Annotated in this window: 23 protein-coding genes, 4 tRNA genes and 1 rRNA gene; 5 read left to right on the top strand and 23 right to left on the bottom strand. The window is 63.0% G+C overall.

The window, feature by feature from the left end; all coding sequences use genetic code 11:
• Positions 1 to 157: 157 nt before the first annotated feature.
• The 8 genes from PSEMO_RS18675 to rluD form a co-directional block, all read right to left on the bottom strand.
• The gene (locus PSEMO_RS18675; RefSeq protein WP_075804455.1) at positions 158 to 2,224 is read right to left on the bottom strand and encodes a multicopper oxidase family protein; all 2,067 of its coding nucleotides are present in this window, start codon (positions 2,222 to 2,224) and stop codon (positions 158 to 160) included.
• 241 nt (positions 2,225 to 2,465) lie between these two features.
• Positions 2,466 to 2,542, bottom strand: a tRNA-Pro gene (locus PSEMO_RS18680).
• Between the two features lie 98 nt (positions 2,543 to 2,640).
• Positions 2,641 to 2,716 (bottom strand) — tRNA-Lys (locus tag PSEMO_RS18685).
• Between the two features lie 5 nt (positions 2,717 to 2,721).
• A tRNA-Pro gene (locus tag PSEMO_RS18690) sits at positions 2,722 to 2,798 on the bottom strand.
• A gap of 10 nt (positions 2,799 to 2,808) precedes the next feature.
• A tRNA-Asn gene (locus PSEMO_RS18695) sits at positions 2,809 to 2,884 on the bottom strand.
• Positions 2,885 to 3,181: 297 nt separating this feature from the next.
• Positions 3,182 to 5,746: an ATP-dependent chaperone ClpB gene (clpB, locus tag PSEMO_RS18700; RefSeq protein WP_075804456.1), complete on the bottom strand. Its 2,565-nt coding sequence runs from the start codon at positions 5,744 to 5,746 to the stop codon at positions 3,182 to 3,184.
• 125 nt (positions 5,747 to 5,871) lie between these two features.
• Positions 5,872 to 6,612, bottom strand: coding sequence for a peptidoglycan editing factor PgeF (gene pgeF / locus PSEMO_RS18705; RefSeq protein WP_075804457.1), 741 nt, complete (start codon positions 6,610 to 6,612; stop codon positions 5,872 to 5,874).
• Positions 6,609 to 7,571 (bottom strand): 23S rRNA pseudouridine(1911/1915/1917) synthase RluD, encoded by a 963-nt coding sequence (rluD, locus tag PSEMO_RS18710; RefSeq protein WP_075804458.1) that lies wholly within the window; start codon positions 7,569 to 7,571, stop codon positions 6,609 to 6,611. Before rluD ends, pgeF begins: the two co-directional genes overlap by 4 nt.
• 149 nt (positions 7,572 to 7,720) lie before the next feature.
• Here rluD and PSEMO_RS18715 point away from each other — a divergent pair, with 149 nt between their 5' ends.
• Positions 7,721 to 8,737, top strand: coding sequence for an outer membrane protein assembly factor BamD (locus tag PSEMO_RS18715; RefSeq protein WP_075804459.1), 1,017 nt, complete (start codon positions 7,721 to 7,723; stop codon positions 8,735 to 8,737).
• 103 nt (positions 8,738 to 8,840) lie between these two features.
• Positions 8,841 to 9,074 (top strand): PP0621 family protein, encoded by a 234-nt coding sequence (locus PSEMO_RS18720; RefSeq protein ID WP_075804460.1) that lies wholly within the window; start codon positions 8,841 to 8,843, stop codon positions 9,072 to 9,074.
• Positions 9,075 to 9,085: 11 nt separating this feature from the next.
• Here PSEMO_RS18720 and thiO read toward each other — a convergent pair whose 3' ends face one another.
• Genes thiO through pilV form a run of 5 tightly spaced genes read right to left on the bottom strand, consistent with a single transcriptional unit; the run spans position 9,086 to position 12,194 of the window.
• Complete coding sequence (gene thiO, locus PSEMO_RS18725; protein ID WP_075804461.1) at positions 9,086 to 10,189, bottom strand: glycine oxidase ThiO; 1,104 nt, start codon at positions 10,187 to 10,189, stop codon at positions 9,086 to 9,088.
• A 56-nt stretch (positions 10,190 to 10,245) separates the two neighbouring features.
• Positions 10,246 to 10,656 (bottom strand): type IV pilin protein, encoded by a 411-nt coding sequence (locus PSEMO_RS18730; protein ID WP_075804462.1) that lies wholly within the window; start codon positions 10,654 to 10,656, stop codon positions 10,246 to 10,248.
• Positions 10,656 to 11,240: a pilus assembly PilX family protein gene (locus tag PSEMO_RS18735; protein WP_081430287.1), complete on the bottom strand. Its 585-nt coding sequence runs from the start codon at positions 11,238 to 11,240 to the stop codon at positions 10,656 to 10,658. The genes PSEMO_RS18730 and PSEMO_RS18735 overlap by 1 nt, the downstream gene beginning before the upstream one ends.
• Positions 11,206 to 11,850: a PilW family protein gene (locus PSEMO_RS18740; RefSeq protein ID WP_075804464.1), complete on the bottom strand. Its 645-nt coding sequence runs from the start codon at positions 11,848 to 11,850 to the stop codon at positions 11,206 to 11,208. Before PSEMO_RS18740 ends, PSEMO_RS18735 begins: the two co-directional genes overlap by 35 nt.
• A complete protein-coding gene (pilV, locus tag PSEMO_RS18745) occupies positions 11,847 to 12,194 on the bottom strand; it encodes a type IV pilus modification protein PilV (protein ID WP_075804465.1) in 348 nt (115 codons plus the stop codon). Before pilV ends, PSEMO_RS18740 begins: the two co-directional genes overlap by 4 nt.
• A gap of 108 nt (positions 12,195 to 12,302) precedes the next feature.
• Here pilV and PSEMO_RS18750 point away from each other — a divergent pair, with 108 nt between their 5' ends.
• Positions 12,303 to 12,809: a GspH/FimT family pseudopilin gene (locus PSEMO_RS18750; RefSeq protein WP_075804466.1), complete on the top strand. Its 507-nt coding sequence runs from the start codon at positions 12,303 to 12,305 to the stop codon at positions 12,807 to 12,809.
• Here the strand turns inward: PSEMO_RS18750 and ispH are convergent.
• The 5 genes from ispH to ribF are packed head-to-tail and all read right to left on the bottom strand — an operon-like array spanning position 12,802 to position 18,480.
• On the bottom strand, positions 12,802 to 13,749 hold the full coding sequence (gene ispH, locus PSEMO_RS18755; protein ID WP_075804467.1) for a 4-hydroxy-3-methylbut-2-enyl diphosphate reductase: 948 nt from the start codon (positions 13,747 to 13,749) through the stop codon (positions 12,802 to 12,804). The genes PSEMO_RS18750 and ispH overlap by 8 nt on opposite strands.
• A gap of 14 nt (positions 13,750 to 13,763) precedes the next feature.
• On the bottom strand, positions 13,764 to 14,201 hold the full coding sequence (gene fkpB, locus PSEMO_RS18760; RefSeq protein WP_075804468.1) for an FKBP-type peptidyl-prolyl cis-trans isomerase: 438 nt from the start codon (positions 14,199 to 14,201) through the stop codon (positions 13,764 to 13,766).
• A complete protein-coding gene (gene lspA, locus PSEMO_RS18765) occupies positions 14,194 to 14,709 on the bottom strand; it encodes a signal peptidase II (protein WP_075804469.1) in 516 nt (171 codons plus the stop codon). Before lspA ends, fkpB begins: the two co-directional genes overlap by 8 nt.
• Complete coding sequence (gene ileS / locus PSEMO_RS18770) at positions 14,702 to 17,533, bottom strand: isoleucine--tRNA ligase (protein WP_075804470.1); 2,832 nt, start codon at positions 17,531 to 17,533, stop codon at positions 14,702 to 14,704. Before ileS ends, lspA begins: the two co-directional genes overlap by 8 nt.
• On the bottom strand, positions 17,530 to 18,480 hold the full coding sequence (ribF, locus tag PSEMO_RS18775; RefSeq protein WP_075804471.1) for a bifunctional riboflavin kinase/FAD synthetase: 951 nt from the start codon (positions 18,478 to 18,480) through the stop codon (positions 17,530 to 17,532). Before ribF ends, ileS begins: the two co-directional genes overlap by 4 nt.
• Between ribF and PSEMO_RS33545 the strand changes: the two genes are divergently transcribed.
• Positions 18,388 to 18,585: a hypothetical protein gene (locus PSEMO_RS33545; RefSeq protein ID WP_178392021.1), complete on the top strand. Its 198-nt coding sequence runs from the start codon at positions 18,388 to 18,390 to the stop codon at positions 18,583 to 18,585. The two genes, ribF and PSEMO_RS33545, sit on opposite strands and share 93 nt — an antisense overlap.
• 13 nt (positions 18,586 to 18,598) lie before the next feature.
• Here the strand turns inward: PSEMO_RS33545 and murJ are convergent, their stop codons facing one another.
• Positions 18,599 to 20,137, bottom strand: a complete 1,539-nt coding sequence (gene murJ / locus PSEMO_RS18780) for a murein biosynthesis integral membrane protein MurJ (RefSeq protein WP_075804478.1) — start codon at positions 20,135 to 20,137, stop codon at positions 18,599 to 18,601.
• 250 nt (positions 20,138 to 20,387) lie between these two features.
• Between murJ and rpsT the strand changes: the two genes are divergently transcribed.
• On the top strand, positions 20,388 to 20,660 hold the full coding sequence (gene rpsT, locus PSEMO_RS18785; protein WP_009403531.1) for a 30S ribosomal protein S20: 273 nt from the start codon (positions 20,388 to 20,390) through the stop codon (positions 20,658 to 20,660).
• 148 nt (positions 20,661 to 20,808) lie between these two features.
• Here the strand turns inward: rpsT and PSEMO_RS18790 are convergent, their stop codons facing one another.
• The 4 genes from PSEMO_RS18790 to rrf all read right to left on the bottom strand — a co-directional run.
• The gene (locus tag PSEMO_RS18790; RefSeq protein ID WP_075804472.1) at positions 20,809 to 23,115 is read right to left on the bottom strand and encodes a PqiB family protein; all 2,307 of its coding nucleotides are present in this window, start codon (positions 23,113 to 23,115) and stop codon (positions 20,809 to 20,811) included.
• Positions 23,108 to 23,731, bottom strand: a complete 624-nt coding sequence (locus PSEMO_RS18795; RefSeq protein WP_075804473.1) for a paraquat-inducible protein A — start codon at positions 23,729 to 23,731, stop codon at positions 23,108 to 23,110. The genes PSEMO_RS18790 and PSEMO_RS18795 overlap by 8 nt, the downstream gene beginning before the upstream one ends.
• Positions 23,718 to 24,377 (bottom strand): paraquat-inducible protein A, encoded by a 660-nt coding sequence (locus PSEMO_RS18800; RefSeq protein ID WP_075804474.1) that lies wholly within the window; start codon positions 24,375 to 24,377, stop codon positions 23,718 to 23,720. The genes PSEMO_RS18795 and PSEMO_RS18800 overlap by 14 nt, the downstream gene beginning before the upstream one ends.
• A 117-nt stretch (positions 24,378 to 24,494) precedes the next feature.
• Positions 24,495 to 24,596 (bottom strand): 5S ribosomal RNA (rrf, locus tag PSEMO_RS18805); the annotation flags it as partial.

Raw genomic sequence — 24,596 nt, forward strand, 5'->3', positions numbered from 1 at the left:
TCAGCCAGCCTTGGGTTGACTGACCGGGCCTCATCGCTGGCAAGCCAGCTCCCACAGGTGTCGCGTGCGCCACGAACCTGTGGGAGCTGGCTTGCCAGCGATGAGGCCGGAAGGGACAAAGAAAAGACCGGGCCCATCAGGGCCCGGTTTTTTTCGCTCAGTGATGCGCGCTGTGGGCATCGCCTCCCTTGCCATCCAGGGAGATCCGCACGTTCTGCATCATGCCCTGGTCCTCGTGATCGAGGATGTGGCAATGCAGGACGAACTCACCGATATAGCGCTGGTAACGGGTCTTCACGTAGACGGTGTAGTACTTGCCGTCGGCGTTCATCGGTTTGACGAACAGCGTGTCCTTCCACTCGCCCTTGAGGCCCGCATACTGGCTATCACCGTCGGTGTCCTTCGCCCCCGGCTCACTGAGGTCGGTGACGCCGTCCGGGGCGATGATCTTCTCGATCTGGAACGGGTTGACGTGGATGTGGAACGGATGCCCCGCCAGCGCCGATTGCAGCACCCAGCGCTGGGAATCACCGAGCTTCAACTCACGCGGGATCTGCGCCGGATCGTAGGGCTCGGCGTCGTCTGCTGTAGTACCAATGGCAAACTTGGTGTTTGCGCCCTCGCCGGTGATGTTGAACACCAGGTGTTGCTCTTCGCTGACCAGCTCCTGGTCGTCGATCGCGCGGTGCGGCACGAACTTGCTCAGCGAGAGGTCCTTCTGCAGATCGGCGACCACCTGGTCGCGCACCTCGCCCTGGGGCATGTTGACCTTGGCAGCAGCGACCAGCGTGTCGCGAATGTAGTCCTTGTTGCTGTTGTTATCGCCCTGCACGTCGACGAAGCCAAGCAACTGATGCTCGCTTTGCTCCTGGGTCACTTCGGCCGTGGCCGGACCGGCACGGTCGATCACGCAGTAATCGCCCTTCTCCGGGAAGGCTATCAACAGGTCGTTGCGGTAGCCCGGCTGCAGGGTGAGCTGCTGCTTCTGCTGGGCCTTGGCGAAGGTCAGGCCGTCGGCGGCGATCACCTGGTACGGCACGGCTTCACCCGTGCAATTCTGCGCGATGAACGCCGGCGCATCGGCCGCCGAGACGCCCGCCTGGCTCTGCTTGATGGCACTGTCCTTGAGCTTGACGAACTGCAGGTTCACCGTGTCCCGCACCCCGGCATGCACCAGGCGCCAGCGCTGGACGTCACGGGTATTGGCCGCGAAGCGCGGCTGCACCAGGCCGTTGACGCTGGTAAAACGACCGGAGGCTTCCCAGGTCCCGAATCCGAATTGATCGTAGGACTCGACCACGCCGATTTCCCCCTCGGCACAGCTCCAGTCGACTTCCATGACCGGCTTGCCGTCCTTCATCACCGGCTGGCCGTCTTTCATCTTCTGCTTCTTCTTGATCGGCCCCTTGCCGTTGTCGCCGACACAGGCATAGGGGATCTGCTGCAGCACCAGCAGGCGTTCGACGAAGTCCTGGCCCTTGATCGGCTTGAGCAGGGTATCGATATCACCGTTGGAGTCCTTGGTCGGCAAGCGGTCGCCACGAATGACCAGGGCACCGGCCATGCCGCTGCCCACTTGCAAGGCCGTCGAGCCGTGCAGGTGCGGGTGATACCAGAAGGTGCCGGCCGGGTGGTCGGACGGAATGTTGTATTCGTACTGGAATTTCTGCTGCGGATTGATTTTCAGCAGGACGTTGTCGCTATTGCCCGTCGGGCTGACCCACAGTCCATGGGAATGCAGGTTGGTGCCGTTGAAGCAATGCGGCGTATTCATCGGCACTTTCGCACCGGGAAGGCAGCTCGGGTCCGCAGGCAGGCGGTTGTCCAGGTTAATGCGAATGGTGTCGCCCGGCGTGACGTCGATGGTCGGCGCCACGAACGGCGCCTTGGGATCCACACCGGTGCCGTGATAACTACGCAGGTAAACGGGCACGTCGCGCTTGGTGCCTGGATCGCGAATGGTGTTGTGGGTGTATTCGATCGTCAGGTCCAGCAGCCGCTCATGACCCGCGTGCGGGTTGAGCACTGCGCTGGCTGGAGCCTTCGCCTTCATCAGCAGGGTGCCGCGCGCTTCCTCAAGGGTCGGCGCGACCTGCTGGATCGAAGGCGGGTTGCTGAAACCCAGGGGCTGCTGATCGGCCTGGGCCGCCGTGGCGGCACACATCAGTGCCAGCGCGCTCAGGCCGAATGGCCGGGCGTGCCTGTTTGGGTGAAGTCCTGTCATGCCGGGTGCTCCTGCAGCGTTTCGTCGAGAAAAGACAAACGGGCATGGACCAGGCTCCCCCGCCTGCCACGACCGCCGTAGGCGCAGGGGAAAACGCGAACCTGGGTTCGAGCCGAGAAATAATGGCTTGGTGCTATCCCTGCGCCGCCAACCCTAGTGAAAACGGGGGCAGAAGCGCAACAGGAAAAGATCTCGGCGCAAACGAAAAAGGGCACCCTTGCGGGTGCCCTTTTTCTGAATATGGTCGGGGTAAGGGGATTCGAACTCCTGACATCCTGCTCCCAAAGCAGGCGCGCTACCGGACTGCGCTATACCCCGGTAAAAAAAAGGCACCGGTTAAGGCGCCTTTTTTACGACTGGGCGCTAATGGCGTTCCAGTCTTTTAAGATTCGATTCCAGCGAACCGGATTCGAAAATGGTGGGTCGTGTAGGATTCGAACCTACGACCAATTGGTTAAAAGCCAACTGCTCTACCAACTGAGCTAACGACCCAAAAATGGTCGGGGTAAGGGGATTCGAACTCCTGACATCCTGCTCCCAAAGCAGGCGCGCTACCGGACTGCGCTATACCCCGGCTTGAAATTTGGCTCCGCGACCTGGACTCGAACCAGGGACCCAATGATTAACAGTCATTTGCTCTACCGACTGAGCTATCGCGGAACTATCAATTTCAATACATCTACTGCAATTTCGAACGCTGTATCACTACCGCTTCGAACCCTTCGACCTTGTGCATCGCTGCGTTCATGTCTCTGAGGCGCGTCATTCTACAACCTTCAAAACCTTTGTCAACCCCCAATTTGCATTCAACTTACTGATTTGCAACTTGTTTTCAGATTTCCAAAACTGCTGGAAAACCGGGATGACTTACAGCGGGGCGCACTTTACAAGCACTCGAAAGAAAATGCAAAGAAAAAAGGCCCCGAATTTCGAGGCCTTTCTCCAACCCCCGGAAAATCAGGCGAAAACGATCTCCTCGCCGTCCACTTTCGCCGTGATCGAAGCCCCCGGCAGGAAGCTGCCCGCCAGGATCAGCTGGGCCAGCGGGTTCTCGATCCAGCGCTGGATCGCCCGTTTCAGCGGCCGTGCACCGTAGACCGGGTCGTAACCGACGGCGATCAGCTTGTCCAACGCCTCGGGGCTCAGCTCCAGGCTCAGCTCGCGCTCGGCCAGGCGGCTGCGCAGGCGGCCGAGCTGGATCTGCGTGATACCGGCGATCTGGTCACGGCCCAGGGGCTCGAACACCACCACTTCGTCGATCCGGTTGATGAACTCCGGCCGGAAGTGCGAACCCACCGCGTCCATGACCGCAGCCCGCTGCGCCTCACGGTCGCCAACCAGGTCCTGGATCTGCGCCGAACCGAGGTTCGAGGTCATGACGATCACGGTATTGCGGAAGTCCACCGTGCGTCCGTGACTGTCGGTCAGACGGCCATCCTCCAGAACCTGGAGCAGCACGTTGAACACATCCGGGTGGGCCTTCTCCACTTCGTCCAGCAGCACCACCGAGTACGGTTTGCGCCGCACGGCTTCGGTCAGGTAGCCGCCTTCTTCATAACCGACGTAGCCTGGCGGTGCACCAATCAGGCGAGCCACGGAATGTTTCTCCATGAACTCGGACATGTCGATGCGCACCATGGCCTCCTCGGTATCGAAGAGGAACTCGGCCAGGGCCTTGCACAGCTCGGTCTTGCCGACGCCGGTCGGGCCGAGGAAGAGGAACGAGCCGCTTGGACGGTTCGGGTCGGACAGCCCGGCGCGCGAGCGCCGTACCGCGTTGGCCACCGCCACCACGGCTTCGTCCTGGCCGATCACCCGCTCATGCAGCAGGCTTTCCATCTTCAGCAGTTTTTCCCGCTCGCCTTCGAGCATCTTCGACACCGGGATGCCGGTCCACTTGGAGACCACCTCGGCGATTTCTTCCTCGGTGACCTTGTTACGCAGCAACTGGTTCTCCGCCTTGCCGTGCTGGTCGACCATCTGCAGGCTGCGCTCCAGGTCCGGGATCACCCCGTACTGCAGCTCGGCCATGCGGCTCAGGTCGCCTTTGCGCCGGGCCGTTTCCAGCTCCTGGCGGGATTGCTCGATCTTCTGCTGGATCTGCGCCGAGCCCTGCACTTCGGCCTTCTCGGAGGTCCAGACCTCTTCCAGGTCGGCGTACTCACGCTCCAGACGGGCGATTTCCTCGGTCAGCTTCTCCAGGCGCTTGATCGCAGCCTCGTCGTCTTCCTTCTTCAGGGCCTGGGATTCGACCTTGAGCTGGATCAGACGGCGTTCCAGGCGGTCCAGCACTTCCGGCTTGGAGTCGATTTCCATGCGGATGCGGCTGGCCGCTTCGTCGATCAGGTCGATGGCCTTGTCCGGCAACTGACGATCGGTGATGTAGCGGTGGCTGAGCTTGGCCGCCGCGATGATCGCACCGTCGGTGATCGCCACCTTGTGGTGCACTTCGTAGCGCTCTTTCAGGCCGCGGAGGATGGCGATGGTGTCTTCCTCGCTCGGCTCTTCCACCAGCACCTTCTGGAAACGCCGCTCCAAAGCCGCGTCCTTCTCGATGTACTGGCGGTACTCGTTCAGCGTGGTGGCACCGACGCAATGCAACTCGCCACGGGCCAGGGCCGGCTTGAGCATGTTGCCCGCATCCATGGAGCCCTCGCCCTTGCCCGCGCCGACCATGGTGTGCAGTTCGTCGATGAACAGGATGATCTGGCCTTCCTGCTTGGACAGTTCATTGAGCAGCGCTTTCAGGCGCTCCTCGAACTCGCCACGGAACTTGGCGCCAGCGATCAGCGCGCCCATGTCCAGGGACAGCAGGCGCTTGCCTTTCAGGCCATCCGGCACCTCGCCATTGATGATGCGCTGGGCCAGGCCCTCGGCGATGGCGGTTTTACCGACGCCGGGCTCACCGATCAGCACCGGGTTGTTCTTGGTGCGGCGCTGCAGGACCTGGATGGTCCGGCGGATTTCATCGTCACGGCCGATCACCGGATCGAGCTTGCCGTCTTCGGCGCGCTTGGTCAGGTCGACGGTGTATTTGTCGAGGGCCTGACGGGATTCCTCGGCGTTCGGGTCATTTACCGCTTCGCCGCCGCGCAGGTTGCTGATGGCATTTTCCAGGGCTTTCTTGGTCACGCCCTGGCCCAGCAGCAACTTGCCGAGCTTGCTGTTCTCGTCCATGGCGGCGAGCAGCACCAGCTCGCTGGAAATGAACTGGTCGCCCTTCTGCTGGGCCAGGCGGTCGGCCTGGTTGAGCAGGCGCGCCAGGTCCTGGGACATGTTCACGTCGCCGGTGGGGTTCTGGATTTTCGGCAGTTGGTCGAGCTCTTTGCTCAACGCGCTGCGCAGGCCATTGACGTCGAAGCCGACCTGCATCAGCAGCGGCTTGATCGAGCCGCCCTGCTGGTCGATCAGGGCCTGCAACAGGTGCACGGGCTCGATGGCCGGATGGTCCATGCCAACGGCCAGGGATTGGGAGTCGGATAACGCCAGCTGCAACTTGCTGGTCAAACGGTCTATACGCATAAGTTACCTTCCTATAAAGGGCAGGCCGGAGCGATGGACACACCTGATGAAGAAAAGCCTGCCTGAGATACCCATCTAGATAGGGATCATTCTGGAAGATTCAAGCGTAGACGGCTTGATACAGGTCAGCGGGCGTCGAGCCAGACGAGGGAGGCAAAGCGGCCGGTGGTGGAGGCACGGCGGTAGGAGAAGAAGCGCGGGTCGGTGACGGTGCAGTAACCACCGCCGTAGACGGCTGTGACACCGCGGGCAGCGAGGCGGATGCGCGCCAGCTTATAGATGTCGGCCATGAACTTGCCCGGCTGTGCGCCTGGGACAAAGGCCTCATCGGCTTGCGGATGGATCGAGATAAAGGCTTCGCGCACTTCGGCGCCGACTTCAAAAGCTTGCGGGCCGATGGCCGGACCAAGCCAGACGAGAATCTCGGCAGGATCGCTATCGAGGGTGTCCAGGGTGGCTTCCAGCACGCCACCCGCCAGACCGCGCCAGCCGGCGTGGGCGGCGGCTACGCGAGTACCGGCACGATCACAGAACAGAGCGGGCAGGCAGTCGGCAGTCATCACCGTACAGGCGATGCCAGGGGTATCGGTCCAGCTGGCGTCGGCTTCGTCGATTACCTGCGGGTTGGCGTAGGCCACCGCCAGGCCATGGACCTGCTTGAGCCATGCCGCGTCAGCGCGGCACCCGTCGGTGAGGCGCTTGCGATTCTCGGCCACCGCAGCCGGCGCATCGCCGACATGGTCACCGAGATTGAAGGTGTCATAGGGAGGCAGACTGACCCCGCCCGCCCGCGTCGTGACGCAGGCACGGACCCCGGCTGGCGCAGGCCAGTCCGGAATCAGCAGGCTGGGGGTCAGGTCGCTCATCCGATGAAGGCCTCGCGGTCCTGCTTGAGCAGCGACAACAGCCAGACGAAATCATCCGGCAGCGGCGATTCCCACTTCATGCGCTTGCCCGTCTCCGGATGTTCCAGCTCCAGGAAGCGCGCGTGCAGGGCCTGGCGCGGGAAGGTCTTGACCGCCTCGACCATGGTCGGGCTGGCAGCCGGTGGAATACGGAAACGACCGCCATACACCGGATCGCCGACCAACGGGAAGTTGACGTGGGCCATGTGCACGCGAATCTGGTGGGTGCGCCCGGTTTCCAGCTTGACCCGCACGTGGGTGTGGGAACGGAAGCGCTCCAGCACGCGATAGTGGCTGACCGCCGGCTTGCCGCCTTCGGTCACCGCCATGCGCTGGCGCTGGCCGCCATGACGGCCGATCGGGGCGTTGATCTTGCCACCCGCCGTGACCACGCCAACCACGATGCATTCATAGATGCGGCTGACGCTGCGGCTTTGCAGCTGGGTGACCAGGCTGGTCTGCGCCTCCAGCGTCTTGGCCACCACCATCAGACCGGTGGTGTCCTTGTCGAGGCGGTGCACGATACCCGCGCGCGGCACATTGATGATGCCGGGCACATGGTGCAGCAGGGCATTGAGCAAGGTGCCGTCGGCATGACCGGCAGCCGGGTGGACCACCAGGCCCGCAGGCTTGTTGATCACCAGGATCTGCTCGTCTTCGTAGACGATATCCAGCTCGATATCCTGGGCTACCCACTCGCCCTGGGCTTCCTGTTCGGCTTCCAGCGCCAGCACGGAGCCGCCGTGAACGATGTCACGGGGCCGCATGACGTTGCCGTCGACGGTCAGGAGGCCGTCCTTGATCCAGGCGGAAAGGCGCGAGCGCGAGTGCTCGGCGAACAATTGGGCGGCGACCTGGTCGAGGCGTTGCCCGCCCATTTCGGACGGCACCTCTGCGCTAAGTTGAATGATCTCGGACATGCTCTGACAAGGCGACGGCACAGCCTTTGGTTTCGGCTGCGCGCTTGTGGTTAAATACGGCGTCTTTTGCCCCGGGTGCTCCGCGGGGTGCTCATCATAACAGGACGGCCGTGCCCAAGACAGCGGCCGTCATAGGGACGCAAGCCGCCATGCAAGTGAAACACCTGCTGCTGATCGCCATCCTCGGACTCACCGCTGCTTGTTCTTCGAAGGAAGTCGTCGACGAAAACCTGAGCGAAGCCGAGCTGTACCAGCAGGCGCAGGCCGACCTGGACAACCACAGCTACACCAGCGCCACTTCCAAGCTGAAGGCCCTGGAATCCCGCTATCCGTTCGGTCGCTATGCCGACCAGGCGCAGCTGGAGCTGATCTACGCGAACTACAAGAACGCCGAGCCGGAGGCCGCCAAGTCCGCCGCCGAGCGTTTCATTCGCCTGCACCCGCAGCACCCGAACGTCGACTACGCCTACTACCTGAAGGGCCTGACCTCCTTCGACCAGGACCGCGGCCTGCTGGCGCGCTTCCTGCCGCTGGACATGACCAAGCGTGACCCGGGCGCCGCCCGCGACTCCTACAACGAGTTCGCCCAGCTGACCAGCCGCTTCCCGAACAGCCGCTACGCGCCGGACGCCAAGCAGCGCATGATCTACCTGCGCAACCTGCTGGCCTCCTACGAGATCCACGTTGCCGACTACTACCTGACCCGTCAGGCCTATGTCGCCGCTGCCAACCGTGGCCGCTACGTGGTGGAGAACTTCCAGGAAACCCCATCGGTCGGCGACGGCCTGGCGGTGATGACCGAGGCCTACCAGCGCCTGCACCTGGACGACCTGGCTGCCACCAGCCTGGAAACCCTGAAGCTGAACTACCCTGACCATCCGAGCCTGGTCGACGGCCAGTTCGTTCCGCGTCAGGAAGAAGCCGACAACCGTTCCTGGCTGTCCAAGGCCACCCTGGGCCTGATCAACACTGCCACGCCGCTGCCGCCGGGCGAGACCCGCGCCAACCAGGACGTGATCAAGCAGTACGAAGACGCCAAGGAAGCGATTCCGGAAGACCTGCTGCCAAAAGACGGCGATGCCGTCCAGGAAGAGAATCACGAGGCAGAAGGCAACAACAGCGACCGCTCCTGGTTCAGCTACATGACCTTCGGCGTGTTTGACTGATCGCAAAGAAATACAAAAAGGGAAGCTTGGGCTTCCCTTTTTTATTGGCCGCGACCAACGGCTCTTCTACACTGCGGCATCTTCACTGAATAAGCTGGACACCATGGTTCGCCTACTTTTCTGGATCGCCGTGATCGCTGCCGCCTTCTGGCTGTGGCGCAAGTTCAAGGCCACCAACAACGCCTCCTCCTCGACCCCGCCTCAGGAAACCACCCTGAAGATGGTGCGTTGCGCCCATTGCGGCGTACACCTGCCGAATGACCGCGCCCTGCACCGCGGCAACGAGTGGTATTGCAGCACCGCTCACCTTGAACAAGGCCCCAGCGACAAGCGCTGAGGCCCTTCGGCTCAGATCACCTGCAAGCGTCCGGCCGGCGCGTAAGGCGCCGGGTCGATGATCGGCTCGTGCCCGCCGATCAGGTCGCTGAACAGTTGGCAGGAAGCAGGCGCCAGCACCAGGCCATTGCGGTAATGCCCGCAGTTCAGCCACAGCCCGTCGCAACCTGGAACCCGACCGATATAGGGCACGCCCTCAGGCGACCCCGGCCGCAACCCGGCCCAGTGCCCGACCAGCTCGGCATCGGCCAGCGCCGGTACCAGGTCGATGGCGGAAGCGCGCAGGCTTTCCAGTGCTTCGTCAGTCGGAGTCTTGTCGTAGCCGGCGTGTTCCAGGGTGCTTCCCACCAGGATATGACCATCGCGACGCGGAATCGCATAGCGTCCCTTGGCCAGGACCATGCTCGGCAGGAAATCCTCGGCGCACTTGAACAGGATCATCTGCCCCTTCACCGGCTCCACCGGTAGTTCGAAGCCCAGCGGGCGCAGCAGATCGCCGCTCCAGGCGCCAGCGGTCAGCACCACTTCATCAGCGGTGATGGCGCCTTCGGCCGTTTCCACACCCGCGATACGCTCGCCTTCGCGGATAAAGCCGGTGATCGCGCAATGCTCGTTCAGGGTGACGTTCGGCAGCGCCTGCAACGCCGCCTTGAGCGACTTGAGCAGTCGCGGATTGCGCACGTTGGCCACGCCAGCCATGTACACCGCACTCTCGAAGCCCGGGCCCAGCACCGGCACCGCGGCGTAGGCCTCGGAGACCGCGACCTTGCTCAACGGGCGCCCTTCCCTTGCGGCCCAGGCCAGCGCCTCGGCTTCATCGTCCAGATCCAGCCAGTACAGGCCGGTTACATGCACCTGCGGATCGATGCCGGTACTGGCATGCAGACGCTCGCCGAGCTGTGGATAAAAGTCCTGGGACCAGTGCGCCAGCGCAGTGACCGCCGGGCTGTAGCGCCATGGGTAAAGCGGCGAGACGATGCCACCGCCGGCCCAGGAGGATTCGCCGCCCAGTTCGCCCTTGTCGCAGACGATCACCCGATCGACCTGCGCGGCCAGATTGAACGCCGTCAGCAGGCCAATCACACCGCCACCCACAATCACCACTTGCTTGCTCATCTGTAGATCCAGTACCCGAAGTGAACCGCGACGCCACGCAGGCGCCATGAATGCCTTCAACCCTCCCAGCAGCCCTTGCCGGCATCCGCGTCGCTGCCGGGATTGGCGCGCACGCCACGGTGATCGAGTTCGAAATCGCCGCAGGCGTCGAAGGCCATGGGGCCACCCGGGCGCCGGGTGGCGCTCAGCAGGTAGCTGTCGGCTTCGCGCCGGGCATGCAGGCGGTAATGGGCGTTTCCGTCCGGCAGCGGGACAATCGACCCGTCAGTGTCGAGATAGCGGCCGGTGCGGGAATGGTGCTGCTCCAGGTGCTGCGCGCTTTCGTACAGGATCCCGGCTATTTCCGTGCGCGCGCCCTTGCGGACCATTTCGCTGTAGCTGGGGTAGGCAATGCCCGCCAGCATGCCCACCAGCGCGAGGACAATCAACACTTCGATCAGGCTCAGGCCATTCTGCGTGCGCTGCATCAAGACTCCCGTGGATGTTGGCGCCAGAGGATGCGGCGGGCGGGGCCGTGGTCGGGCGAGAGTGGCCAGGCCACGACGCTTTCCAGGGTGATCCGGGCCTGGCGCTCTTCGGCGATGGCGGTGATGCGGAACAGGGTGGCGGGGAGGTCTGCCGGCATGTGCGCGGCCTGGTCGGTCTGGCCGAGGTGTTCAATGAGGTAGCGGCCTGTGCCGAGCTGTTGCCAGCCGGATGGTGGCGTTGCGGGGAGGCGGGCTTCGGCTGTCGACAGGAGGTTTTCTGCGGCTTCGAAGGCCTGGAGCGAGGCCAGGTGGTTGCTGGCCATGCGGGTTTGCTGGGTGCTGGACTGGATGGCGAAAAGGCCGAGGATGCCCAACAGGACCAATAGAATCATGACCAGTGCCAGTACTGCGCCCCGCTGCATTTTTCTTGCCTGGCGCGGACCTGTGGGAGCTGGCTTGCCAGCGATAGCGGTGGTGAATTCACTATTGCAATCGCTGCGGTTCGGCGGTCCGACAAGCCAGCTCCCACAGGGTCCGTGTCGCTTTTGATTATTGGCCATTGCGCAGGACCACGGTGAGTTCATAGGTCTGCGGGCGGACCCGCTGCCCGGGATCCTCCAGCGTCAAGCTGAGCAGCATCCGATCATCATCCCGACGAACACCGAATCGCCCTATATTGTCGACCAGCACCGCACTACTGCCCCCACCGCCGAGCAACAGGCTACGACCGTCGAGTCGATAGATTTGCTGACGGATGGGCACCGCGAACTGGCCAGGGCCGGCGATTGCACGGCCTTTCAAAACGGTGGCACTGGCCAGACAATCAGTCACCAGCGTCCAGTCGGGAGCGCCAGCCAGCTCGCCCCCTTCGGCTGCGACCAGCGTCAGGCTGCCCAGTCCACCATCGCTCGCCTGCTCAAGCCGCATCGCCTGCGCGAACAGCCGCGCCGTGTCCGCATCAGGAAAGCTCATCGCCTCCCGACGCAAACAACCAAACATGCCAGCCATGCGAATATCCCCGGCCATCCGGTGCAGCACCAGGCGCGCATCCTCCTGCAGCCGCGCCGCTGCCTCCTGCACTTTCCAACTGTGCAAGGCCCCGATGAACACCCGGCTGCCACCGAGTATCAGCAGCAACCCCAGGCTCATGGCAAGCAACACCTCGATCAGGCTGAACCCCGCCACCGACCTCATTGTGCTACCCCCAGCTCGATGGACCGCTGCCCTCCCCCTCCGCGCTCATCGCTCCAGCTCACCAGCACGCCATTTCCACGAAACACGCCGCTCCCGGACGCACCAGCGAAGGCCGCGACCTGGCGCTGCAGTTCGGCCTGATCACGCCCGTCGACACCCCGCGCCGAACGCGCCCGCTCCAGCATCCCGTGAGCGATGAAAGCCGCCTGGCTGACCATCCGCGCACTGTCTGTCCCTTGCATCGAGCGCAGTTGCAGCCCCGCCGCCCCCAGCAGCCCAAGCGCCAGCACCACCTGCGCCACCATTACCTCGATCAGGGTCAATCCCCGCTGCTTCCTTGCCATCACCCGCCTCCTGCGAACTTTCCCCGGCACACTGCCAACCCGGCTGACTCGACACCAGCCGTCCCGACGCCGGACCCTAAGCGAAGCACTTCCAGGGAGGAATGCACGATGAAGCAACAGGGCGTAACACTGATGCAGATGCTGTTTGCGGTTGGGCTGCTGGCCCTTCTGACGCAACTGGGAATATCGTCCTACAGCAAGATGAGCCACGACCTGCAACAGCAGGCCATCGCCGAGAGCCTCGCCCAAGCCCTGCGCGCCACGCGCAGCGAGGCCTTGCTGCGCAACCAGGTGGTCATGCTGCATGCATTGGAGGGTGATTGGAGCAACGGCTGGCAGATAAGCCTGGAGCAGGGTCCGGAGCAGTTGTTACGGGAGTATTCGGCGAGGGGCGGTGTCAGGGTGATCGGCAATCAACCGGTCGCGCAGTGGGTGCGCTTCAGCGGCTTGGGCGTTCCGCTGCGTGAGGGCGGCGCTTTCCAGGCCGGGACCCTGCTGGTCTGCGGGGCGCCCGGACAGGAAAGGCTGTATCAGGTGCGCCTGTCGGCCAGCGGCCGGGTCAGGCTGCAGCATGCGCCGCCCGACCAGCCGCTGTGCGACGGCGACATCAGCTGACGGTACGGACCCGCAGCTCCTTGGGCATGGAGAAGGTGACATTCTCCTCGCGACCATCCAGCTCCTCCGCGCCGCTGGCACCCCAGTCGCGCAATTGCTGGATCACGCCACGCACCAGGACTTCCGGGGCCGAGGCGCCGGCAGTGATGCCGACGCGCGCGACGCTATCGAACCAGGCGCGCTGCAGATCCTCGGCACCATCGATCAGGTAGGCCGGGGTGGACATCCGCTCGGCCAGCTCGCGCAGGCGGTTGGAGTTGGAGCTGTTCGGGCTGCCGACCACCAGGACCACGTCGCACTCGTCGGCCAGTTGCTTGACCGCATCCTGACGGTTCTGGGTGGCGTAGCAGATGTCGTCCTTGCGCGGCCCACCGATACTCGGGAAACGGGTACGCAGGGCATCGATCACGCGGCTGGTGTCATCCATCGACAGCGTGGTCTGGGTCACGAACGCCAGTTTCTCGGGGTTACGCACCTCGAGTTTGGCGACATCGTCCTCGTCTTCGACCAGGTAGATCGAGCCGCCATTGCTGTCGTCGTACTGACCCATGGTGCCTTCGACTTCCGGGTGCCCGGCGTGGCCGATCAGGATGCATTCCTTGCCGTCGCGGCTGTAGCGGGCGACTTCGATGTGTACCTTGGTCACCAGCGGACAGGTGGCGTCGAACACCTTCAAGCCACGGCCTGCCGCTTCCTGGCGCACGGCCTGGGAAACGCCATGGGCACTGAAGATGACGATGACGTCGTCCGGCACCTGGTCCAGCTCTTCGACGAAGATGGCGCCGCGGGCGCGGAGGTCTTCGACGACGAACTTGTTATGCACCACTTCGTGGCGCACATAGATCGGCGGCCCGAAGACCTCCAGCGCCCGGTTGACGATTTCGATCGCCCGGTCCACGCCGGCGCAGAAGCCACGAGGGTTGGCGAGTTTGATCTGCATGAGGAACTCCCGGCTCAGAGAGCCTTCACTTCAAGGATTTCCACCTCGAAGGTCAGGGTCTTGCCAGCCAGTGGATGGTTGAAGTCGACGGTCACCTGGGCGTCGTCGAAGGCTTTCACCACACCTGGCAGCTCGGCGTTGGCGGCATCGTTGAAGATGACCAGCAGGCCTTCGGACAGCTCCATGTCCTGGAACTGCGAACGCGGCATGACCTGCACGTTCTGCGGGTTGGGCTGGCCGAAGGCATTCTCCGGGGCCACGGTGACGTTGCGCTTGTCACCGGCCTTGAAACCGAAGATCGCCGCTTCGAAACCGGGCAGCAGGTTGCCGTCGCCGACCTTGAAGACCGCCGGAGCCTTGTCGAAGGTGCTGTCGACGGTATCGCCGTTTTCCAGATGCAGGGCGAAGTGCAGGGTGACTTCGGTGTTCTGGCCGATACGGATGTCACTCATGGACAGGTTCTCCGGACTTTTTGCTCTTGAACATATCCAGCGCCAGCATCACCGCACCAACGGTAATGGCGCTGTCGGCCAGGTTGAAGGCCGGGAAGTACCAGCGGTTCTGCCAGTGCACGAGGATGAAGTCGATCACATGGCCGAGGGCGACCCGGTCGTACAGGTTGCCCAGGGCACCACCGAGGACCAGGGACAGGGCGATCGCCAGCCAGGTTTCGTCACGCCCCAGGCGCTTGAGCCAGACTACCAGCACCGCGCTGACCACCACGGCGATCAGGGCGAACAGCCAGCGCTGCCAGCCGGAGCTGTCGGCCAGGAAGCTGAACGCCGCGCCGGTGTTGTAGGCCAGGGTCCAGCTGAAGTAGTCGGGAATGACTACGATCTGCTGGTACATGCTCAGCGAGTTTTCGAAATGGAACTTGCTGGCCTGGTCGAGGACCAGGACCAGCACGCTCAGCCAGAGCCAGGCGAGGCGGCCGAACCGCCCCGCAGACGCATTAGGCATAGTGGCGCACCTCGCCGTTGCCGCTGATGTTGTCAACGCAACGACCGCAGATTTCCGGGTGCTCCGGGTTGACCCCGACATCCGGACGGAAGTGCCAGCAACGACCGCACTTCACGTAGCCGGACTTGACCACCTTCAACTTGAGGCCGGCGACTTCGGTAACCACCGCATCGGCAGGCGCTTCGACGAACGGCGCGACGCTGGCAGCGGAGGTGATCAGGACGAAGCGCAGCTCGTTGCCCAGCTTGGTCAGGTCGTTGCCCAGCGCCTCGTCGGCGAACAGGGTCACTTCGGCCTGCAGGTTGCCACCGATGGCCTTGGCCGCACGCTGGTTTTCCAGTTCCTTGTTGACCGCGGTCTTCACCGCCATCACGCGATCCCAGTAGGCGCGATCCAGCTCGGTGCCTTCCGGCAGCTCGGTCAGGCCCTGGTACCAGGTGTTGAGCATCACCGATTCGTTGCGCTCGCCCGGCAGGTACTGCCACAGCTCGTCCGCGGTGAACGACAGGATCGGCGCGATCCAGCGCACCAGCGCTTCGGCGATGTGGTACAGCGCGGTCTGGCAGGAGCGACGGGCGACGCTGTTGGCGCCGGTGGTGTACTGGCGGTCCTTGATGATGTCGAGGTAGAAGCCACCCAGCTCCTGCACGCAGAAGTTGTGGATCTTCGAGTAGACGTTCCAGAAGCGGTATTCGCCGTAGTGCTCTTCCAGCTCGCGCTGCAGCAGCAGGGTACGGTCGACGGCCCAGCGGTCCAGGGCCAGCATGTCTTCGGCCGGCAGCAGGTCGCGGGCCGGATCGAAGCCGGACAGGTTGGAAAGCAGGAAGCGCGCGGTGTTGCGAATGCGGCGATAGGCATCGGCGCTGCGCTGGAGGATCTGGTCGGAAACGGCCATCTCGCCCGAGTAGTCGGTGGCGGAAACCCACAGGCGCATGATGTCGGCACCCAGGGTGTCGTTGACCTTCTGCGGCTCGATAGTGTTGCCCAGCGACTTGGACATCTTGCGGCCGTTTTCGTCGACGGTGAAGCCGTGGGTCAGCAGCTCGCGATACGGCGCGTGGTTGTCGATGGCGCAACCGGTCAGCAGCGACGAGTGGAACCAGCCGCGGTGCTGGTCGGAACCTTCCAGGTACAGGTCGGCGCGCGGGCCGGTCTCGTGGCCGATGTTGTGCGAGCCACGCAGCACGTGCCAGTGGGTGGTGCCGGAGTCGAACCAGACGTCGAGGGTGTCGGCGATCTTGTCGTACTGGCCGGCTTCGTCACCGAGCAGTTCGGCGGCGTCCATCTTGAACCAGGCTTCGATGCCTTCCTGTTCGACACGCTTGGCCACTTCTTCCATCAGCTCGACGGTGCGCGGGTGCAGCTCGCCGGTCTGCTTGTGCAGGAAGAACGGGATCGGTACGCCCCAGTTGCGCTGGCGCGAGATGCACCAGTCGGGACGGTTGGCGATCATCGAGTGCAGGCGCGCCTGGCCCCAGGCCGGGACGAACTTGGTGTCCTCGATGGCTTTCAGGGCGCGTTCACGCAGGGTGTCGCCGTTGTTCGGTTGCTTGTCCATGCCGACGAACCACTGCGCGGTGGCGCGGTAGATCAGCGGGGTCTTGTGGCGCCAGCAGTGCATGTAGCTGTGGCTGATGGTCTCGGTGAACATCAGCGCGCCGACTTCGGCCAGCTTCTCGACGATGTGCGGGTTGGCTTTCCAGATGAACTGGCCGCCGAAGAACTCCAGGGAGTCGACATAGACACCGTTGCTCTGCACCGGGGTCAGGATGTCGTCGTTGACCATGCCGTAGCGCTTGCAGGTGACGAAGTCGTCCTCGCCGTAAGCCGGGGCCGAGTGAACCACGCCGGTACCGGCGCCCAGCTCGACGTACTCGGCCAGGTAGATGGGCGACAGGCGGTCGTACAGCGGGTGACGGAAGTTGATCAGCTCCAGGGCCGAACCCGGCGCGGTGGCAATCACCGAGCCTTCCAGGGAGAAGCGCTTGAGGCACGACTCGACCAGCTCTTCGGCGAGGATCAGCAGCTTGTCGCCGACGTCGACCAGGGCGTAGGTGAACTCCGGGTGGATGTTCAGCGCCTGGTTGGCCGGGATGGTCCACGGGGTGGTGGTCCAGATCACGATGGAGGCGGGCTTGGCCAGACTGGCCAGGCCGAAGGCGGCGGCCAGCTTGTCTTCATCCACGGCCTTGAAGGCGACGTCGATGGTCTGGGATTTCTTGTCGGCGTACTCGACTTCCGCTTCGGCCAGGGCCGAACCGCAATCGAAGCACCAGTTGACCGGTTTCAGGCCCTTGAATACGAAGCCGTGCTTGACCATTTCGGCCAGGGCACGGATTTCACCCGCCTCGTTGGCGAAGTCCATGGTCTTGTACGGGTTGTCCCAGTCACCCAGCACGCCCAGGCGGATGAACTCGGCCTTCTGGCCTTCGATCTGCTCGGCGGCGTAGGCACGGCACAGTTCGCGGGTCTTGTCCGCGGTCAGGTTCTTGCCGTGGGTGACCTCGACCTTGTGCTCGATCGGCAGCCCGTGGCAGTCCCAGCCCGGAACATAAGGCGCGTCGAAGCCCGACAGGGTCTTCGAGCGGATGATCATGTCCTTGAGGATCTTGTTGAGCGCGTGACCGATGTGAATCTTGCCGTTGGCATAGGGAGGACCGTCGTGCAGGACGAACTTCGGACGATCCTTGCCAATCTCACGCAGTTTCCGGTACAGGCCAATACTGTCCCAGCGCTGCAGGATCTGCGGTTCGCGCTGTGGCAGGCCGGCCTTCATCGGGAAGGCGGTGTCCGGAAGGTTTAGCGTGGCTTTATAGTCGGTCATTTCAGGCTCTTGGTTAGCGGTTGAGCGTGCCAATGGGCACGTGCGGCGGCGATATCCGCGTCGATCGCCGACTTGAGCGCCTCCAGGGAGGCGAAGCGCTGCTCTTCGCGCAGCTTGTGGTGGAATTCCACCGTCAGGCGCCGGCCATACAGATCACCGGCGAAATCCAGCAAATGCACTTCCAGGTGGGCGCTGCCGTCGCCGGCAACGGTCGGGCGCACGCCGATATTGGCGACCCCGGGCCACACCTTGCCGTCTATTTCAGCGCTGACCAGGTAGACCCCGGTCAGCGGCACGCGACGGCGCTTGAGTTGTACGTTGGCGGTGGGCGTACCCAACTGCCGTGCGAGCTTCTGGCCATGCAGGACCCGCCCGCGAATACGGAACGGCCGGCCCAGCAGGCGCTCGGCCAGGGCGAAGTCCGCCGCGGCCAGGGCATCGCGGACCTGGGTGCTGCTGACCCGCAGGCCATCCAGCTCCACCGTCTGCGCCGCTTCGACGCTGAAGCCGTGGCGCTGGCCGGCGTCCTGCAGGAAGGCGAAGTCGCCCAGGCGGTCGCAGCCGAAGCGGAAGTCGTCACCGACCTCGAGGTGCTTCACGCCGAGGCCGTCGACCAGGATGGTCTCGACGAACGCGTCGGCACTGAGCTTGCTCAGGCGCTGGTTGAAGGCCAGGCACAGGACCCGGTCGACACCTTCCGCCGCCAGCAGGGCGACCTTGTCGCGCAGGCGGGCCAGGCGGGCCGGGGCGGTGTCCGGGGCGAAGTATTCGCGCGGTTGTGGCTCGAAAATCACCACGCAGCTGGGTACGCCCAGCTCCACCGCGCGCTCACGCAAACGGGCCAGGATAGCCTGGTGACCGCGGTGAACACCGTCGAAGTTGCCGATAGTAGCAACGCAGCCCCGATGCCGGGGGCGAAGGTTTTGAAGGCCTCGAACCAGCTGCATAACGCGCTTCTTGCTCATAAAGTGGTCGATTATAACCATACCCGGGCGCTGACGACAGGCAGCAGCGCGTTGCCAGGACGCCGATTTCGCGAAACCGACGCCTGACCCGCGCCGCCCGTCAGTGCAGCGCCTTGCGGGCGAAGTCCCGGGGGCGGAAGCCGAACAGGAACAGGCTGCCGAAATAGGTCACCACGCCCGCAGCGATCAGGGCGCCAAGGCGCAGGAAGCGCATCAGCATCTCCCCTTCTGCCCAGGGCGGCATGAAATGCATGCCGACCAGCAGTACGGCGGACATCAGCAACACCGCGATCACCAGCTTGACCAGGAAACCGGTCCAGCCCGGCTGCGGCTCGAACAGGCGCTGCTGGCGCAGTTTCCAGTACAGCAGGCCCGCGTTGAGGCACGCACCGACGCTGATCGCCAGGGCCAGCCCGGCGTGCTGCAACGGGCCGATGAACACCAGGTTGAGCAGTTGCGTGGAGACTAGGGTAAAGAGCGCGATCTTCACGGGAGTACGGATGTTCTGCTGGGCATAGAAGCCGGGCGCCAGGACCTTGATCATGATGATGCCGAGCAGCCCGACCGAATAGGCGATCAGCGCGCGCTGGGTCATCTGTGCATCGAAGGCGCTGAACTTGCCGTACTGGAACAGGGCGACGGTCAGCGGCTCAGCGAGGATCGCCAGGGCCAGGGAGCATGGCAGCACCAGCAGGAAGCACAGGCGCAGGCCCCAGTCGAGGATCTGCGAGTACTGCTGGCGGTCCTTGTTGGCGTAGGTCTTGGCCAGGGTCGGCAGGAGGATCGTGCCCAGGGCCACGCCAAGGACGCCGGACGGCAGCTCCATCAGGCGGTCGGCGTAGTACATCCAGGAGACCGAGCCGGCCACCAGGAACGAGGCGAAGATGGTGTTGATGATCAGCGAGATCTGGCTGACCGAGACCCCGAGGATCGCCGGAAGCATCTGTTTCATCACGCGCCAGACACCGGTGTCGCGCAGGTTCAGGCGCGGCAGCACGAGCATGCCGATCCTTTTCAGGTGCGGCAGTTGATAGACCAGTTGCAGCACCCCGCCCGCCAGCACCGCCCAGCCCAGCGCCATGACCGGTGGATCGAAGTACGGCGTGAGGAACAGCGCGAAGAAGATCATCGCGACGTTGAGCAGGGTCGGCACGAAGGCCGGGACCGAGAAGCGGTTCCAGGTATTGAGGATCGCGCCGGCCAGGGATGACAGCGAGATCAGCAATATATAAGGAAAGGTCACACGCAGCAGGTCGGTGGTCAGCTGGAATTTTTCCGGACTGTCGACGAAGCCCGGCGCAGTGGCCCAGACGATCCACGGGGCCGCCAGTATGCCGAGCGCAGTCACCACCGCCAGGGCCAGGGTCAGCAGGCCGGATACGTAGGCGATGAAGGTGCGGGTCGCTTCCTCGCCTTGCTGGGTCTTGTACTCGGCCAGGATCGGCACGAAAGCCTGGGAGAAGGCGCCCTCGGCGAAGATCCGGCGCAGCAGGTTGGGCAGCTTGAAGGCGATGAAGAAGGCGTCGGTGGCCACGCCGGCGCCGAAGATACGGGCCAGGATGGTGTCACGGACGAAGCCCAGCACCCGCGAGACCATGGTGATCGAGCTGACCGCAGCCAGGGATTTGAGGAGATTCATCGAAAGTTTTTCACGCCGTTGGATGAAGTGCAGGCCGAACGTCATTCGGATGTGCAATAATGCGCGCCGCGCAAAACAGGCAGCGCAAAAGCTCCCGAGTTTACAGGTCGTGCACCAGAAGGGAATCATCCCGATGGAGAATGACCACCGAGCGGTTACCCGTTCGTGGCCTTGACAAGCAGTCAACTCATCGGCATGATTCGCGGCCTATTTTGTTTGCTATTTACCAAGTCTTTCGAGGAGCTCGACGGTGGCCAACTCACCTTCCGCCAAAAAACGTGCAAAACAGGCTGAGAAGCGTCGCAGCCACAACGCCAGCCTGCGTTCCATGGTTCGTACCTACATCAAGAATGTAGTTAAAGCCATCGACGCAAAAGACGCCGAAAAAGCGCAAGCTGCTTACATCCTGGCTGTACCTGTAATCGACCGTATGGCCGACAAGGGTATCATCCACAAGAACAAGGCTGCTCGCCATAAAGGCCGTCTGAATGGCCACATCAAGGCGCTGAAAGCTGCTGCCTAAGCGACAAGCTTGTTAAAAAACCGACCTCAGGGTCGGTTTTTTATTGCCTGGGATTTGAGCTCCAAGCTTCAAGCCGCAAGTCATAAGTAAAAGCTGGCCAGCACCGCGCCCGCTCCTACTTATGACTTGCAGCTTAAAGCTTGTAGCTTTACTTACCGATCGGAATCTTCGGCGCCCATTGCAGCCAGTCTTCTTCCGCCTTCTCGAACAAGGCGAAGGTCTGCTGCGGCAAGGCCGGCTTGCCCATCTGATCGCCTTCCGGCGTGGCGAAGGCAATTCCACCCTGGATCATGGTTTCCAGGGACTCGGTGCGGATGGTCGCCCCCTTGATCAAGCCGAACTCGAAGCCGAAGCCGCTGGTGTTCCAGAAACGGCTGCCGCCACGCACCAGGGGAACGTAACGCGGCTCGATCAGGATATGGATCAGCACGCGGTCAGCCGTCTGCCCCAGCTCGAAACCTGTCACCTTGCCCACGGGAATCTCCCGATAGGTCACCGGCACACCCGGCTTGATCGACCCGCGCCTTGGCGCACTCAAGACCAGGGCCAGCCCCTGCGGCGGTCCGATGACCTCCGGCGCCTCGGGCAATGCCGTGAACTCGCGCTGCGGACCCTTGTTCTGTGCTGCCGGCTGGACTTCAAGGTACTGTCCAGTGATCAGGGTGCCAAGGTTTTCCGTCTTGACGATCCCCAGCGCCGGCTTGACCACCCAGAACTGCGTGCCCACCCGCGCAATACGTTCAGGCACCTCGGTGATCCGCGCCTTGAGCAGCACGGATTGCAGGTCCGCGCTCAGATCGACCGCCTCGACCTTGCCGACATCCAGGCCCTTGAAGCGAATCGGCGTGCCCACCTTCAGGCCATCGGCGTCCGCCACCTTGATGGTGACTGGAATACCCGCAAGGTTGGCGGCCTCCTGGCTTGCATTCAGGCGGAAGGTAGGAATCTTCCGTTTAAGCGGTACGTTCGGCTTGGGCGTATCGAAGGAAATACCGCCGGCCATCAGGCTTTGCAGCGACTCGCTCTTGATCTGGATACCCGAGAGACCACCGGTCAGGGTGATGCCGCTGGCATTCCAGAAGCGCGTCGAGCCATTGACCAGGTTGGCGTATTCCGGCTCGATATGGACGCCGATCAGCAGGCGTTTCTCGTGCTTGCGCGAGAACTGGTAGCTCTGCACGGTACCGACCTTGACCTGGCGGTAGAGGACCGGGCTTCCGACCTCCAGCGAACCCAGGTTCTCGCTGAACAGCACCAGGTGCAGACCCGGCGCCTTCAGGTCGAGGGGTGGTGCCTTGGCCCGGGCTTCGAACTCGCGCTGCGGCGCGGCGCCCTTGTCGCCTGGGCGCACGGCAATGTAGTTACCCTTCACCAACGCTTCCAGGCCAGTGATGCCCGCGAGGGAAATCGACGGCTTGACCACCCAGAACTGGGTGCCCTGCACCAGGTAATCCTCGGCCAGCGGGTCGAGGGTCAGTTCGGCCATTGCGCTATTCAGATCGGATTCGACCTTCAGGGTTTTCAGGGTACCGACCTGGATGCCCTTGTACATCACCGGGGTACGGCCTTCCTGCAGGCCTTCGAAGTCGCTCAGCTTGACCTTTACCCGGATACCAGCCTGGGCCGCGTCGAAGTCCTCGTACAGACGGAACGGCAGGCTCGGGTCCGTGGGCGGGCTGTCCTTGCGGTGCTCAGGCGTGGCGAAGGCGATACCGCCGGCGACGATGCTGGCCAGCGACTCGCTGCGGATCTTCACCCCGGACAGGCTGGCATCGACGCTCACACCACTGGCATTCCAGAAACGCGTGTGCTTGCGCACCAGGGAGGCGTAGGCAGGCTCGATGAAGACCTTGATCTCCACCGTGCCCTGGTCTTCAGCAAGGCGATAACTCTTCACCCGGCCGACCTGGATCTGCTTGTAGAACACCGGACTGTCGCGATTGAGCGAACCCAGGCGGTCCGCCTTGAGCGTCAGGTGCAGACCCGGCTCGCTGTCGGACAGCGGCGGCGCCTCCGGCAAGGCGACGAAGTTCTTGGTCGGCTCGCCATCACCCGGACTGACGGCAATATAGTTGCCGGAGACCAGCGTCTCCAGACCCGTGATACCCGCCAGCGTGACACTGGGCTTGACCAGCCAGAAGCGCGTATTGGTCCGCAGATGGGGCTCGGCGGCAGCATTCATCTCGATGGTGGCGACCACCCCGGCATCGCTGCCCTTGGCATCCAGTACCAGGCTTTTGACCTTGCCGACCGGCATGCCCTTGTAGACCACCTCGGTCTTGTTGGCGACGATACCGTCGCCGCTCTTGAAGCGAACCTCGATGTTCACCCCCGAATCCCGGTAAGCCTGCCAGCCAAGCCAGCCGCCGATCAGCAGGGCGATCAAAGGCAAAATCCAGATGGCCGACCAGTTCGAGGCTGGCCGGGTTCTAGCCGTAGGCAAATCGTCACTCATGGTCGTCGTCCGACTCCGTGTTATCCCAGATCAGTCGGGGATCGAAAGTTACTGCTGCAAACATCGTCAGTATCACCACACTGGCAAAGGCAACGGCCCCCAGGTTGGCTTCGACGCTGGCGATGCGCCCGAAATTCACTACTGCCACAAGAATGGCGATGACGAAGATATCCAGCATCGACCAACGCCCGATGAACTCGATGAAACGGTACATCAGGATGCGCTGGCGAGCGGACAAGGGTTGATGGCGCTGTACCGAATAAAGCAGCAGGGCAATACCGACCAATTTGAAGGTCGGCACCAGGATACTGGCAATGAACACCACCGCGGCGATCGGCAGCATGCCGTGCTTCATCAGGGTGATCACGCCGGACATGATGGTGTCCGGACTGCCCTGGCCCAAGGTACTGACGGTCATGATCGGCAGGACATTGGCCGGGATATAGAGAATCGCCGCGGTCAGCAGCAACGCCCAGGTACGCACCAGGCTGTTGGGGCGCCGCGCATGCACGATCGCGCCGCAGCGTGTGCAGACCTGCGAACGAGCATCCGGCTCCTGATGATTGAGCTGGTGGCATTCGCAACAAATAAGGATTCCGGCATCAATCGCCCGCATGCAGGTCTTCTCCCGACAAAGCCACCCAGATCTGGTGTGGCGACATCACTATTTCCAGCCAGACCTGAACCAGCAAAAGACTGATAAAACACGCCAGGCCCAGGCCAAGGCTTAGTTCGGCCAGGTCCACCAGCTTGACGATCGCCACCAGCACACCCATGAAGTACACCTCGAGCATGCCCCAGTCGCGCAGGTGGTGATAAATGCGATAGAGCAGCAATCCGTAGCTTCTTCCGATGTTCCAGCGAATGCTGAGCAACACGGCAAGCTGGCACAGCAACTTGAGTAGCGGTATCGCCATGCTGCAGAGAAACACCACCACGGCGATACCACGCATGCCAGAGTCATACAGACCAAGCACACCGCTCCACACGGTGTCATCCGCATTCTGCCCCAATAGATGGAGCTGCATGATTGGCAGGAAGTTCGCCGGGACGTACAGCATTAAAGCAGCCAGGACGAGCGCCAGGCTACGATCGACGACATTGTGCCTGTGGGCATACAGCTCATAGCCACAACGGGGGCAGTGGGCCTTTTCGTCGCGCTTGAGCACCGGTTTGCGCATCAGCAGGTCGCACTCGTGACAGGCCACCAGTTCGTCCAGCGGCAGATTCGCGAGGGGCCGGGAGTCGGCAGGATCGGACATAGGAAAATTCTGAATGACGGCGTCGGGGTCTATTCTAGTGCGCCCGTTCCGATTTGTGGGGAGGATAGAAAGACAAAACCCCTACCTGCATACGCAGATAGGGGTTTCGGAATTGAATCTTGACGATGACCTACTCTCACATGGAGAAGCTCCACACTACCATCGGCGATGCATCGTTTCACTGCTGAGTTCGGGATGGGATCAGGTGGTTCCAATGCT

The organism is Pseudomonas putida (genome assembly GCF_001941965.1).
GTDB lineage: Bacteria > Pseudomonadota > Gammaproteobacteria > Pseudomonadales > Pseudomonadaceae > Aquipseudomonas > Aquipseudomonas putida_L.